General features: G+C 41.1%; 13 protein-coding genes. 4 read left to right on the forward strand and 9 right to left on the reverse strand.

From position 1 onward, the window contains the following. Window positions 1-55 precede the first annotated feature (55 nt). From F957_RS21610 to F957_RS13350, 5 genes are all read right to left on the reverse strand, one after another. Complete coding sequence (locus F957_RS21610; protein WP_016540074.1) at window positions 56-205, reverse strand: hypothetical protein; 150 nt, start codon at window positions 203-205, stop codon at window positions 56-58. Window positions 206-358: 153 nt separating this feature from the next. Further along, entirely contained in the window at window positions 359-1,387 is a 1,029-nt protein-coding gene (locus tag F957_RS13365; RefSeq protein WP_016540073.1) for a M20/M25/M40 family metallo-hydrolase, read from the reverse strand. Between the two features lie 183 nt (window positions 1,388-1,570). Further along, a complete protein-coding gene (gene iaaH, locus F957_RS13360) occupies window positions 1,571-3,034 on the reverse strand; it encodes an indoleacetamide hydrolase (RefSeq protein WP_016540072.1) in 1,464 nt (487 codons plus the stop codon). Between the two features lie 85 nt (window positions 3,035-3,119). Beyond that, a complete protein-coding gene (locus F957_RS13355; protein WP_016540071.1) occupies window positions 3,120-3,833 on the reverse strand; it encodes a response regulator transcription factor in 714 nt (237 codons plus the stop codon). Between the two features lie 109 nt (window positions 3,834-3,942). Continuing rightward, window positions 3,943-4,968, reverse strand: a complete 1,026-nt coding sequence (locus F957_RS13350) for an AraC family transcriptional regulator (RefSeq protein ID WP_032860364.1) — start codon at window positions 4,966-4,968, stop codon at window positions 3,943-3,945. A gap of 113 nt (window positions 4,969-5,081) precedes the next feature. Between F957_RS13350 and F957_RS13345 the strand changes: the two genes are divergently transcribed. The 4 genes from F957_RS13345 to cueR all read left to right on the forward strand — a co-directional run bounded on the left by F957_RS13345 (window position 5,082) and on the right by cueR (window position 10,674). Next, window positions 5,082-6,614, forward strand: a complete 1,533-nt coding sequence (locus F957_RS13345; protein ID WP_016540069.1) for a flavin-containing monooxygenase — start codon at window positions 5,082-5,084, stop codon at window positions 6,612-6,614. Then, a complete protein-coding gene (locus F957_RS13340) occupies window positions 6,615-7,457 on the forward strand; it encodes an SDR family NAD(P)-dependent oxidoreductase (RefSeq protein WP_016540068.1) in 843 nt (280 codons plus the stop codon). It begins immediately after the preceding gene. Window positions 7,458-7,717: 260 nt separating this feature from the next. Next, window positions 7,718-10,204, forward strand: a complete 2,487-nt coding sequence (locus F957_RS13335) for a heavy metal translocating P-type ATPase (protein WP_016540067.1) — start codon at window positions 7,718-7,720, stop codon at window positions 10,202-10,204. Between the two features lie 11 nt (window positions 10,205-10,215). Then, window positions 10,216-10,674, forward strand: coding sequence for a Cu(I)-responsive transcriptional regulator (gene cueR, locus F957_RS13330; RefSeq protein WP_016540066.1), 459 nt, complete (start codon window positions 10,216-10,218; stop codon window positions 10,672-10,674). A 99-nt stretch (window positions 10,675-10,773) separates the two neighbouring features. On the opposite strand, the gene F957_RS13325 is transcribed toward cueR, so the two are convergent. From F957_RS13325 to F957_RS13310, 4 genes are all read right to left on the reverse strand, one after another. Then, window positions 10,774-10,962: a heavy-metal-associated domain-containing protein gene (locus F957_RS13325; protein ID WP_004653564.1), complete on the reverse strand. Its 189-nt coding sequence runs from the start codon at window positions 10,960-10,962 to the stop codon at window positions 10,774-10,776. Window positions 10,963-11,068: 106 nt separating this feature from the next. After that, the gene (gene fdx / locus F957_RS13320) at window positions 11,069-11,410 is read right to left on the reverse strand and encodes an ISC system 2Fe-2S type ferredoxin (RefSeq protein WP_016540065.1); all 342 of its coding nucleotides are present in this window, start codon (window positions 11,408-11,410) and stop codon (window positions 11,069-11,071) included. Between the two features lie 111 nt (window positions 11,411-11,521). Continuing rightward, the gene (copM, locus tag F957_RS13315; protein WP_016540064.1) at window positions 11,522-11,833 is read right to left on the reverse strand and encodes a CopM family metallochaperone; all 312 of its coding nucleotides are present in this window, start codon (window positions 11,831-11,833) and stop codon (window positions 11,522-11,524) included. A gap of 279 nt (window positions 11,834-12,112) precedes the next feature. After that, window positions 12,113-14,317: an OsmC domain/YcaO domain-containing protein gene (locus tag F957_RS13310; protein WP_016540063.1), complete on the reverse strand. Its 2,205-nt coding sequence runs from the start codon at window positions 14,315-14,317 to the stop codon at window positions 12,113-12,115. Window positions 14,318-14,519: the final 202 nt, after the last annotated feature.

Genomic DNA, 14,519 nt, shown 5'->3' on the forward strand with positions numbered 1-14,519 from the left:
ATATAAAGAACCCTACAATTTGGGAGAAATTGTAGGGTTCTTACAAAATTAAATCCTAGTTTGCCTGATTTTGACCATTGCCACCTTGTACAGTTGCATTACGCTCTTGGTTTTTTTCCAAGAACATTAAACCACCATCTGCATAACTTAAGCTCGCTGTTGTCGCAAACGATAGGATAAAGATGAGTTTAACCAATGCTTTCATTTCTATTCACCTATTCTCTCTTAACTTCCTATAGGATAGAACAGGCAGTCCAACAACAGCATGACCTGAAAATGACAATTTCGTCATTTCTATTGCAAGGCTTAACCGTACAATTGACTCATTAAATATACAAGATCTCTCAATTCGATCTTATTATTTATCTAGGACTGTTAATAAATGAATAACTGCATCACCTGCCAATTGCATTGACTTTGGATCAACCTGCTCAATCGTATCACATGCTTTGTGATAACACGGCGCGAACTCAAGTTCATCCCCTTTCATTTGCTCATTAAACAAGATGACAGCAGTCACTGGAACTTTACCTAAGAACGGCGCTGTATCACTGGCAGTTAAAGTCGAAACATCTTCTTTAATTTTGAGATTTTTTGCTTTAAAAAACGCCTTAAGCGTTTCTTCCAATGCTAAATCACCGGCATGGCTCGGTAGACTACGCAAACCATCGAGTAAGGGCTTATAGTCCTGTTCCTGCATGCCACGCTCTTTTAACATTTTTTCCATCTCATCCACAGATGATTTATCTCCATCTGCAATCAGTATTTCAGGATTTTTAGTGCCGACCATATCAAGATTGATATAAGCTTTAATCGACTTTAATTGTTCAGCAGTCAGCTTCTCCACATACGCTTGAGAACCCGCAATACCGACTTCTTCTGAGTCCCAAAATGCCAAATAAATGGTGTTTTTCGGCTGTATTTTTTGGCTCGATAATTGTGTCATCAAGTCGAGTAATAAGGCCACGCCTGATGCATTGTCATTGATGCCAGGCCCCATTTTGACCGAATCATAATGTGCACCGAGCAAGATCACGCTTTGTGTTGATTCACCAGGAATCTCCACAATAATATTTTGGCCTTTGGTTTTTTCCCGATTTTCAAAAGTCTGAATTTCTGTTTTAAAACCTGCTTGCTTGGCTTGATTTAAAATATAGTCTGCACTTGCCAAACCACCTTGCGTACCCACAGCACGATTGCCACCATGCTGTTTGGCAATTTGTTCAAAAGCCTGTAAATGCGTCATCATCTGTACTGCATCCAGTTTTAAACCAGATTGACTGACAGCTTCTATTTTTTCTTTGGAATGTGGCTCGTTTTTTTGACAGCCACTGATTGCAAACATGCTACTTAAAACACAAACACCTAAAAATTTATTAAAAAACATAAAACAAATTTAAACCGTTTTTATAAAGTATGCTTAATACTAGATTTGCACCTGTGGATTTGCCATTTCAATTTGTATCATTTGTTCTTATCGATCTAATCAAAATGATATCGGTGCTTATTTCAAACAACAAACAAAGCCCATTCTCAATGAAACGGGCTTTGTACTGAGACCGAGGTTATTTTAGTGATGATTTAAACCACTAAAAATCTGTTCTAATACTTGCCCAATCGCCAATATTTCATGATCCGTATGCGGTAAACCATCAATTTCCAATCCAATCGGTAATTTTGATTTTTCTCCAACACCAATCGGCAAACTTAGCCCTGGTAAACCAATATTACTGCCTGGGTCGGTATTACGAATAAGTGCTTGAAAGTTTTCAACTGAACTCACTTGCTCATTTGCCAGTGGCGCAACCATGGCTGAGGTTGGAAAAACTAAGGCATCTAGTCGATGATCTTGAAAAGTTTTCTGATATAGCGCAAGCAATTGAGGGCGCGCCTGTATAATCGCATCATGATATAAAGGTTCGACCGCTACAGACTGCCCTGTTTGATCTACAATCAATTCAGGCAGAATATGTTGCTTGAATAGTTGCTGCACATCAGGGCTTGAAATTTGCTCCACAATAGCATCTAGATCTATTCCGATTTCATGTTTCTTTAAATATTCAATCAGATCATATTTGCCTTCGTAGATCACTACAGGAAATGAAATACGATGATTCAGTTGCTCTAACTCAGGCATGTCTACACTGATGATTTCAATTCCAGCATTTTTTAAAAGCTGTAGTGCTTGATGTGCTTGCAGTTGTACATCTTGGTCCAAATTTTCCCAAAAATAAGCACAGAGTCCAAGTCTAATCCGCTGCTTAGACATAGTAAACGGTATCTTCTGCTGGGTAATCACTTGGTCAATCAGCATAATGTCTGCTACTGAATGTGCCATAGGGCCTGCGGTATCACGAGTATGGGAAATGGGGGTAATCCCCTCTTGAGCATAGCGTCCTAGCGTTGGACGAAAACCGACACAGCCATTCAGTGCACTGGGTAATCTGACAGAAGCTCCTGTATCCGTTCCGATTGCAATTGGCACCATACCTGCGGCAACAGCAACGGCACTTCCTGAAGAAGAACCACCCGCAATATGTAAAGGATTCACTGCATTGCGTGTGCCAACAACCCCGTCAATATGCATTGCAGTATTGTAGCCAGTGACCCCAAACGCCAGTTCATGCATATTGGCTTTCCCAACAATAATCGCCCCCTGATCAATCAATACTTGAATCACAGGTGCTGTTGCTTTGGGTCTGAACCCTATTAAAGCAGGAGTTCCCGCTGTATTGGCGAAACCTGCAACATGAATATTATCTTTGACTGCAATTAATACGCCGATCAATGCAGGACAAGGCTTCCCTTCCGCAATAGATTGATCCCAAAACTGAGCCTGCTGAATCGCTGCCGCTTGATCAAGGCTGATAAAAGCATTTAAAGACCGTTGTGCATCAATCTTTTCAAAATAATGGTCTACCAACTGTTCGCAAGAAACTTTTCGATCACGAACCAAAGCTGTTATTTCCTTGATTGTCGCTCTATGCAGTTGAAATTCTTGGTCCTGATCTACCTTTTCATTCACATTTAACATTTTGACTTAAAATCCATTTAAGTAATTATTTTTATAATTTGTACCGTTTTAAATCTATTGAATATCCTCAAAATTGAGGAGATCATTAAGCATGCATCAATGCAGCCATTTCTGTACGGTTATGACAACCTATTTTTTTCATGGCACTTTTAAGATGCGTCCTGACGGTAGTGAAGCCAATATCCAGTAAATTGGCAACATGTTTATCACTCAATCCCTTGCACACCAACATGACCACTTCTTCCTCCCGCTGGGTCAAACCGTATTGAGTTGATAAACCTATCGCTAAGGCTTGGGTCATATAAGGTTCAAGCAAGTTTAAAATTCTCTTTTCTCGTTCACTAAACATCGCTGAATCTTGAGCACGCCAAATACGCAAATCACCTAGATCTATCCCATCTCGAACAAAATAGATATTTACCCCATGATACAGACCATAAGGGCGTAGAAACTCATTGTAATAATCCGTTTTTTTTAGTTCTGATAGAGAAATGATTTCATTAACGAAAGTTGCTTGTTGCCGTTCCCGCAGCCGAGACGTAATCGGGTCATCGTGCTGCCAAATACGGTCATATTCCACAATCGCTTTAGGGTCGATCCGCCACATAAGGCCTTGTTTGGATAAATGCTGTTTTGCATCCCAAATATAAGATGCTGCAAAATCAGCGCGCAATAAAGTCGCGATATCAGCCAGAATGTTTTGCCTTAAAGTTCCCTGACCTTTTTCTGAACCTAATTTCCACATAATTTCAGATAAAAGCGTAAATTCTGATGAACTTAAATCGTGTTCCAAAAGCATAGCATGCTACCTTTCTATCTTCCCGACACCTGTCCACTCTAGAATAAAGATGAACAGTTATTCCCTTTCGTCTTCCTTTATCTTTTATATGTCACTGAGCCATTATTTTCTACACTTTATTTTTTAATCGGCTTGCATGTGGTGTTTTGCCGTACCAACGTTTATAAGCATGTATAAAACTGGCGGGTTCAGCATAAGCTAACCATTCTGAGATTTGCTCAATCGAAGTTTGGGTTGAAGACAAATATAAATCTGCCAGAATTTTTCGGATGTCCTCCCTGATTTTAATAAAGGTGGTTTGTTCGTGAGCTAAATAACGCCGTAAGGTTCGGGAGTTTAGGCATAAACGATTCGCAACCTCTTCCATTGAAGGAATTTCCCCTCTACTATTCATTAAGATTTGCTGAACTTGCTCAGTATATTTTTTTTGAGATTGCCGCTTGTCCAATATTTGTTGGCATTGTTGTTCAGCTGAATGTAACACCAGCTCATTAGCCATACTGAGCTTTTGATCTATTTTTTCGGCATTTAATACAACAAAGTTTTTTGATCCACCAAATTCGGGTGTAATCCCAAATAACTCTCGATAAGACTGAATTTCTGCATGAGGCTGAAAAGCAAATACGACTTTTTGGCACAAATGCTCTCGAATCAGATCTTGTTGAACTGTAATCAAGGCAGCAACATCTCGCTCAATAATAAATTGCCATAAAACTTGCGGAATCCTTTCATCAACCACAATTTCGATTTGAATATTACCAGTCTCTGGGTGTTCTGATACGAGAAACTGACTAAAAGCAAAAGATAAAGGAAAATAAGCCAAAGCAAAGTTGAGTGCTTCACGAATATTCGCACTGCTAATCAAGCCTAAACCTAAACAGCCAAAGGCAGTAAAGTGGTAACGCTGGCCAACGGCTAAGCCAAGGGACGGTCTCTGTCCAAATTTTTCGACTAAATTACCGATAAGCTGTAATTCTTGCTGTCCAGTTACCAACATATTTGGATCAAGCAACTGTTGCTGTTCCAGTCCTGTTCCCTTGAGGATCTGTGCATGACTCACGCCCAGTTCAGAAGCAAAATCTGCCATGAGACGAACACTGTGGATACTACGTTCATATGTCCATAAGTACTTCAAGCATATTTCTCAATGTCCGCTAATCACAATATTTTGTCCTCATCCATCCTCTAAATCAATGCATGAAACGATTATTCTGCGAGCTATACATGATTTTTTTTCTCGAGTCAGTTATGTTGAAACAACAATTATCTTCAAATAAAAATATTCGTATCGCCATTATTGGAACAGGATTTGGTGGTTTAGGCTTGGCGATTCAGCTGAAACTTGCTGGGTTTGAACAATTTACCTTATTTGAAAAAGCGAATGATGTCGGGGGTGTCTGGCGTGACAATACTTATCCTGGCGCTGCCTGTGATGTCCCTTCTCACCTATATTCTTTTTCTTTTGAACAGGAGCTTGGCTGGAAAAATCGCTATGGTTCATCACAGGAAATTCACCAATATTTAAAACATTGCACTGATAAATATCAGCTTTATCCGCATATCCAATTTAATACTGAAATTGTCAGTGCGGACTTTGAAGCAACACAAGGTGTTTGGCATATCCAAACACGAACAGGAGAAAAATTCGAGGCAGAATTTCTGATTGCAGCCGTTGGTCAACTCAATCGGCCAGCCTATCCTAAAATAAAAGGACTGGATCGTTTCAAAGGCAAAAGCTTTCACTCAGCGCGTTGGGATCATGACTATGATTTAAATAATAAACGTGTGGCTGTGATTGGTACCGGTGCCAGTGCGATTCAGTTTGTGCCTGAAATTGCCAAACAAGTTGCTCATCTAGATATCTATCAGCGTTCCGCACCTTATGTCATTCCCAAGCCAGACCGTATTTATTCAAAATTGGAACGAAAAGTTTTCCAAAAACTACCGATTCTACAAAGTCTTGATCGCGTCTTTCAATATAGTTATAACGAAATTCGCCTTAAGAGCTTTACTGCAACGCTGAATGAAATTCCTTTGGCGGAATATATTTTTCAGCGGCATATCCGTGAAGAAATCAAGGATCCTCATTTTCGCCACCGTCTGATGCCCGACTACCCGATTGGTTGTAAACGTATTCTGATTTCTAATCATTGGTATCGAAGTCTGGTTCGCCCCAATGTCGAGGTGATCAATACCGCAATTCAGCAAGTCACTGAAACAGGTATTATCGATAAAGATGGGAAAGCACGTGAAGTCGATGCCATTATTTATGGAACAGGTTTTGCTGCAACTGAGTTTATGGCACCGATGCAAATTACTGGACTCAATGGCAAGACCCTCAAACAACAATGGGGAGATGGTGCAGAAGCTTATTTAGGCTTAACCGTGAGTAGCTTTCCTAATTTCTTCATGCTGTATGGCCCAAATACCAATCTTGGGCATAACTCAATCGTGTATATGATTGAAAGTCAGGTGAACTATATTCTAGATGCAATTCAAGTACATATTCAGAATAATTTATGTTTTGCAGATATAAAAACTGAAATCCAGACCCAGTTTAATCAGGAGATCCAAGAAAGAATGAAATCAACCATGTGGTCTCAAGGTTGCACCAGTTGGTATCAAACCGCGACAGGGAAAAATACCAATAATTGGCCGGGTTTCACATTGGAATATCGTCAGCGCACGCGTCGTTTTGATCTGGAAAATTATACTCAAATTGCAAAATCCTCACCGACGACTGTTCAGATACAAGCTTTAGAAAAACAAATGGCGGTTTAAATGAAATCATTCAATAACAAAGTTGCAGCCATTACAGGCGCAGGTTCAGGAATTGGTCAAGCACTAGCAATTGCATTGGCAAAACAAGGCTGCCATCTGGCTTTATCGGATGTAAATGAGTTCGGTCTGGCCAAAACCCAAACTTTATTAAAGTCATATCCAGTCAAAATTACAATACAAGTGCTTGATGTCGCCAATCGTCAAGACATGGCAAATTGGGCTAAAAGCGTGGTTGAACAGCATCAGCAAGTCAATCTGATCTTTAATAATGCGGGAGTTGCCATCGGCAGCACCGCTGAAGGCGTTAGCTATGAAGATCTTGAATGGTTGATTGGGATTAATTTTTGGGGTGTGGTATACGGCACCAAAGAGTTTTTACCCTATCTAAAACAAAGTGGTGATGGACATGTCATTAATATTTCAAGTATGTTTGGGCTGACGGCGCAGCCCACTCAAAGTGCTTATAACGCGAGTAAATTTGCAGTTCGCGGCTTTACCGAGTCTTTACGTCAAGAACTCGATATACAAGATTCAGGTGTGAGTGCAACCTGCATACATCCAGGTGGAATTCGGACCAATATTGCTAAAGCTGCGCGGATTAATAACAGTGTCGAAATGTTAGGGATGGATCCTGTGAAAAGTCAGCAGGCTTTCGACAAAATTTTAAGAACACCCGCTGATGAAGCAGCAAATCAGATTCTTAGCGCCGTGCTCAAAAATAAACGTCGCCTCCTCATTGGTGCAGATGCCAAAGCGGTAGATCTCTTGCAACGAATTCTGCCGCAGGGGTATCAAAAGATATTTGCCACAGCCACTGCCTTACAAGCGAAATTTTTACAATAAATCAAGCTTTTCTATGGATTGACTTGTATCTGATCAAGCTAAGGGTCAATCCATGGATTGCTATCTTTTCCTATAAAGCCGATAGAAACATAATGGCTCAGAATAAATAGATGAATAGGACCAGTTTTAATCCTGTTCAAAGTACAATTCTTTCTTCGCATTTATAAATAACAGCCTAAAAGTTGATAAATCTGCTTGACCTTCCCATAATGTCAAGGTCTATGCTGAAAGCAATCAGATCATCTCTATAGGTATAACTTATGGAAACGCAAACAAAAACATCGCCGAATAATATGAAAGTCAGCCTGCAGGTTGAAGGTATGACCTGTGCCAGTTGTGTCGGCCGAGTTGAAACTGCGCTCAACAAAGTTGACGGCGTCCAATCTGCCTCCGTAAATTTAGCCACAGAACGTGCAGATATTACCCTTGCCAAACTTGTCGATCGACAGATACTGATTCAAGCGATTGAACAAACAGGTTATGACGTCCCTGCCAGCAAGGTCGAGTTATCGATTGAAGGCATGACCTGCGCTTCATGTGTTAGTCGTGTTGAAAAAGCCCTGAATGCGGTAAGTGGCGTAGAAACAGCCAATGTCAATTTAGCCACAGAACGCGCTACCGTAACAGGTACAGCTAGCGTGGAAAACTTAATCGCAGCCATCGATAAAGCGGGTTACGATGCCAAAGAGATTCAAGCATCTATTCCAGATCAAAGCGAACAACTCGAGAAAAAAGATCAAGAAAGAGCTGAGCTTAAGCGAGACTTGATTATTGCGACAGTTTTAGCATTGCCTGTGTTTATTTTGGAAATGGGCTCTCATCTAATACCAGGTGTTCATCATCTGATTGAACAAACCATCGGTATGCAAAATAGTTGGTATCTCCAATTCATTTTAACCAGCTTGGTCCTGATTATTCCGGGTCGCCGTTTTTATAGCAAAGGTCTCCCTGCTTTATTCCGTTTAGCGCCTGATATGAACTCTTTGGTCGCAGTCGGCACATTAGCAGCCTACCTATTTTCTTTGGTTGCGACTTTTACACCAAATTTGCTTCCCGCTGGAACGGTAAATGTCTATTACGAAGCCGCCGCTGTGATTGTGGCTTTAATCTTGCTCGGTCGCTTTCTTGAAGCCAAGGCTAAAGGTCGAACATCAGAAGCCATTCAGCGTTTAGTCAGCCTACAAGCAAAAGTTGCCCATGTTTCTCGTGATAATCAGGTGGTCGATATTCCGATCGATCAAGTGCTTGCGGGCGATTTCGTGATTGTAAAGCCGGGTGAAAGAATTCCTGTTGATGGTGAAGTGATTGAAGGCCAAAGCTTTGTCGATGAATCAATGATTACTGGTGAACCGATTCCTGTTGAGAAAAACGTCGGCAACCAAGTGGTGGGTGGAACCATTAACCAGAATGGTACTTTAAGTTTTAAAGCAGTTGCTGTCGGTGGCGATACCATGCTGGCGCAGATCATTCGTCTGGTCGAGCAAGCGCAAGGCTCTAAAATGCCGATTCAAGCTGTGGTCGATAAAGTGACCTTATGGTTTGTACCTGCGGTAATGATTGCTGCACTACTCACCTTCCTTGTCTGGCTAATTTTTGGTCCTTCTCCTGCATTAACCTTTGCACTGGTCAATGCCGTCGCTGTGTTGATTATTGCCTGTCCCTGTGCCATGGGCTTGGCAACACCAACGTCGATTATGGTTGGTACTGGACGTGGTGCAGAACTTGGCATCCTATTCCGTAAAGGTGAAGCATTACAGTTGTTAAAAGATGCCCAAGTGGTTGCGGTGGATAAAACAGGTACCTTAACTGAAGGTCATCCAGTACTCACTGATTTCGAGGTAACAGCAGCCTTTGAGCGAAATGAGGTGCTTAGTCGAGTTGCAGCTGTTGAATCTCTTTCAGAACATCCGATTGCCAAAGCGATTGTCGATGCAGCTAAAAATGAAGGTCTGTCACTCGCAAAAGTTGATCGCTTTGATTCAGTGACGGGTATGGGTGTCAATGCTACTGTAAATGAAAACCAGAACATCTATATTGGTGCAGACCGTTATATGACTGAACTTGGACTGGATATCACGCCATTTTCCCATACAGCACAACGTTTGGGCGATGAAGGTAAATCTCCGCTCTATGTGGCGATTGATGGCACTTTGGCAGGGATTATTGCAGTTGCCGATCCAATCAAAGACACCACTCCTACTGCCATTCAAGCACTACATCAACTGGGTCTAAAAGTCGCCATGATTACCGGTGACAATGCGCGTACCGCACATGCGATTGCCAAACAACTCGGGATTGATGAAGTGATTGCCGAAGTTCTACCTGAGGGTAAAGTCAATGCCGTACAGGAATTGAAAGCAAAATATGGCAATATTGCCTTTGTGGGTGACGGTATTAATGATGCACCAGCATTGGCTCAAGCCGATGTGGGTCTTGCGATTGGAACAGGTACAGATGTTGCAATTGAATCTGCGGATGTCGTACTGATGTCTGGGAACTTGCAAGGCGTTGCCAATGCAATTGCCCTCTCTAAAGCAACCATTGGCAATATTCATCAAAACTTGTTCTGGGCCTTCGCTTATAACACCTTATTGATCCCTGTGGCTGCGGGTGTGTTGTACCCAGCGTATGGCATCTTAATGTCGCCGATTTTTGCCGCAGCGGCAATGGCACTTTCAAGTGTGTTTGTACTGGGTAATGCCTTACGTTTACGCCGTTTCCAACCGCCATCTGTAGCTAGAGGCTAATGGAGGATCTTATGAATATTGGTAAAGTGTCTCAAGCTTCAGGTGTAACCACCAAAATGATTCGTTATTACGAGCAGATTGGTTTAATTCCAGCAGCGGGTCGCAGTAATGCAGGCTACCGCTCTTATTCTGACAATGATGTGGAACGTTTAAAATTTATCAAACGTAGTCGTGAGTTAGGATTCTCAGTTATAGAAATTACTGATTTACTCGACCTATGGAATAATCGCAACAGACATAGCGCTGATGTAAAGCAATTGGCACAAGCACATATCCATAAGCTAGAACAACGTATTCAAGACCTAGAGCAAATGGCACAAACACTCCAGAACTTGGTCGATTGCTGTGCGGGTGACAATCGCCCCGACTGTCCGATTCTGGAAGGCTTAAAAGAGCCAAGTCATGAAATGAAGGACATCCATCATCATAATGATTTGCTCTCGCTATCCCCACTCACTGGGCGCAAGTAGAACAGCATAAAAGGCGATCTTATGATCGCCTTTTATTTTTTATCCATTCCATGGATACAAAAAAGCGGCTATATCAGCCGCTTTGTATTCATCAACAGATTAACGTGGTGGAAAACCGGCTTCTGATAAAGCCTCAACTACTTGTTGCTGTGAGGCTGTAGTTTCAACTTTAACACTGCGGTTAGGTGGATCAGTAATCACTTTTGCATTGGCGTCTACCGCTTGGATTGCACGGGTTACGCCACGTGCACAGCCACCACAGGTCATATTTTCAACATGAAATTCCATCGTAAAACTCCATTCGGTTATTTAAGAAGATATACACACTATAAAGGTTACCATAATGGTAAGGTCAAGCCTTTTACACATTAAAATAAATACTATTTTCAGGTGATCACTTTTTCTTTTCTGACACATAGTTGACGGTGTATTTAGGAATCTCGATTTCTAAAGACTGATCCTGAATATTCACCTGACAACAGAGTCTTGATTCTGGACTCAAGCCCCACGCCCGATCCAATAGATCAGCTTCTATATCCCCAATTTCCTGTAAATTTTCAAAGCCTTTGCTTACAATCACATGGCAGGTGGTACAGGCGCCTGATAGGTCACAAGCATGTTCAATGTTAATCCCATGATCAAGTAAGCTTCTACAGAGGTTTGCGCCAGGTTCTATTTCAACAATAGCCCCTTCTGGACAGACTTTTTCATGTGGGAGAACGGTTATCTTAGGCATAATTGCTACCTTTCTTTCTATCTAATTACGAAAAACTGTAATCAATAAAAGACTGTTGTGATTCAACCTCTTACTGATGGAACTATCAAATCAGGAATAAGATCGAAAGCTTTATAATAGATGCCTTGTTAACCAAGCATTGATCACTTTAATTTCAATATCTTGTGCCAAAATAATATTTTTTGCCAGCATTCGAATTTCTGGGTCAAAACCATATTTCAAGGCGACCTTGGCCATATCCACGATGACTTGATGATGTGGAATCATTCCACGCATAAAATCGATGTCGGCATTGCCTGTGTAATTGATTTGCATATCAACCTGCATACGGCTCTTTAGTTCCATATAAGCACGCGTAGAGAGACTATAAATATCACTTGAATCATTTTGGTTAGGCGTTATTGCCGATTGTTGTTCACTCATTATTGTTTCCTTTCTATTCAGCAGCATCACATTCATTTCAGATGTGATTGACATGCTATATGGATGAAAATAAAGGAAGTGACACCCTCAATAGATGAGAGTTTCTATTTCATGTGGCACAGTTACCTTTATGAAAGACACTGTAGTCCTTCCAATAATTGCAAGGTCAAGCTATCCATTTACTAAAATTTTGAGTGGCTAAAAAACAAAGTTTTATCGGCTCTAAATAAAAAAAGTGCATGATCAACATGCACTTTTTAAAACAATATTTATTGTGTTTTAGCCATTTAAGCCAACCGCTTTCGCACGTGCTTTATGCAATTTCTTATAGCTATCAATTAAACGTAAATGACGATCAAGCCCTTCCAGTTTCATACTGGTTGGGGTGAGACCATAGAAACGAACCGTGCCTTCAACAGAACCCACTACAGCATCCATACGCTCATTGCCAAACATACGGCGGAAATTGGTTTGGTAGTCTTCAAGCTCCATTTCATCATCGAGTAAGACTTCCAGCACCACATTCATGCATTGATAGAACAAACCACGTTCTACCGTGTTGGTATTGTATTGCAAGAAAGTCTCAACCAATTCTTTCGCTTCTTCAAACTGCTCTAAAGCAAGATAGATCAACAGTTTTAATTCAAGCAGGGTTAATTGTCCCCATACCGTATTGTCATCAAACTCAATCCCGATCAAGGTGGTGATTTCGGTGTAATCGTCCAGTTCACATTCTTCTAAACGCTCAACCAAAGCTTCCAGTTGCTCTTCATCTAAACAATGTAAATTGAGAATATCTTCACGGAATAAGATCGCTCGATTGGTATTATCCCAAATCAGGTCTTCAACCAGATAAATTTCAGAATAATCAGGCACCAAGATACGACATGCGGTTGCACCTAAATGCTCATATACTGCCATGTAGACTTCTTTGCCCATTTCTTCAAGGATGCCGAACAATGCTGCGGCTTCTTCAGCATTTGAGTTTTCACCTTCATTGGTGAAGTCCCACTCGACAAAATCATAATCCGATTTGGCGCTAAAGAAACGCCAAGAGACCAAACCACTTGAATCAATGAAGTGTTCAACAAAGTTGTTTGGTTCAGTGACTGCATTGCTTTGGAATGTCGGTTGCGGTAAATCGTTTAAACCTTCAAAACTACGGCCTTGCAACAATTCAGTCAAACTACGCTCTAATGCTACTTCCAAACTTGGGTGCGCACCAAATGAGGCAAATACGCCGCCTGTACGTGGGTTCATTAAAGTCACACACATCACTGGGAATTGACCGCCTAACGATGCATCTTTAACCAGTACAGGGAAACCTTGCTCTTCCAAGCCTTGGATACCTGCCACAATACTTGGGTATTTTGCCAATACCTCTTGTGGTACGTCTGGTAATGCAATTTCACCTTCCAAAATTTCACGTTTAACCGCGCGTTCAAAAATTTCAGATAGGCATTGAACCTGCGCTTCTGCCAAGGTATTGCCTGCACTCATCCCGTTACTGAGATATAAGTTCTCAATCAGGTTTGATGGGAAATAGACAATTTCATCATCGGATTGACGTACAAAGGGCAATGAACAAATACCACGTTCCGTATTACCTGAGTTGGTATCGTATAAATGCGTACCCAGTAATTCATCATCTGAGTTATAAATTTCGAGACAATATTCATCCAAAATTTCTTTGGGTAATTCGCCATTTGGACCCGGTTTAAACCACTTCTCATCTGGATAATGTACAAATTCTGCATTGGCAATGTCCTCACCCCAGAATTGGTCGTTATAGAAGAAGTTACAGTTTAAACGCTCAATAAACTCCCCTAAAGCCGAAGCTAAAGCACTTTCTTTGGTAGAGCCTTTACCATTGGTAAAGCACATTGGTGATTGTGCATCTCGGATATGCAACGACCAGACATTTGGTACGATATTGCGCCAAGATGCAATTTCAATCTTCATGCCTAAACCAGCTAGAATTCCTGACATATTGGCAATGGTCTGTTCTAATGGCAGATCTTTACCCGCAATATAGGTGCTGCTTTCAGAAGCCAAGCTCGGCATCAACAAAGCTTGTGCATCAGCATCAATACTTTCAACTTCTTCAATGATAAATTCTGGACCCGTTTGGATTACTTTTTTAACCGTACAGCGGTCAATTGAACGTAAAATGCCTTGACGGTCTTTTTCAGAAATATCAGCAGGTAATTCCACTTGAATTTTAAAAATCTGTTTATAGCGATTTTCAGGATCAACGATATTGTTTTGTGATAAACGAATGTTATCGGTTGGAATATCACGTGCAGCACAATACACTTTGACAAAGTAAGCTGCACATAATGCAGATGACGCAAGGAAATAATCGAATGGGCCGGGTGCAGAACCATCGCCTTTGTAACGAATCGGCTGATCGGCGATTACCGTAAAGTCATCAAACTTCGCTTCTTGTCGAAGATTGTCGAGATAATTAACCTTGATTTCCATGCGTGCACCTAAATATTCTTACGTGTTGCAAGCACATAAGATTGAAAATATTGAACTATAAGCCGAATCGTGGATAAGCAATAGACTTAAAAAAGTGTGGCTAAGGTCATCTCGTCACGGTATCTAAACACTGACCTTAGTAATGATGGACGCTATTATAGAAGTATTTTGTGTAATTGATAACTTTTGTCTGTTTTTCTAG

Origin of the sequence: Acinetobacter gyllenbergii CIP 110306 = MTCC 11365 (assembly GCF_000413855.1) — a bacterium.
Taxonomy (GTDB): domain Bacteria; phylum Pseudomonadota; class Gammaproteobacteria; order Pseudomonadales; family Moraxellaceae; genus Acinetobacter; species Acinetobacter gyllenbergii.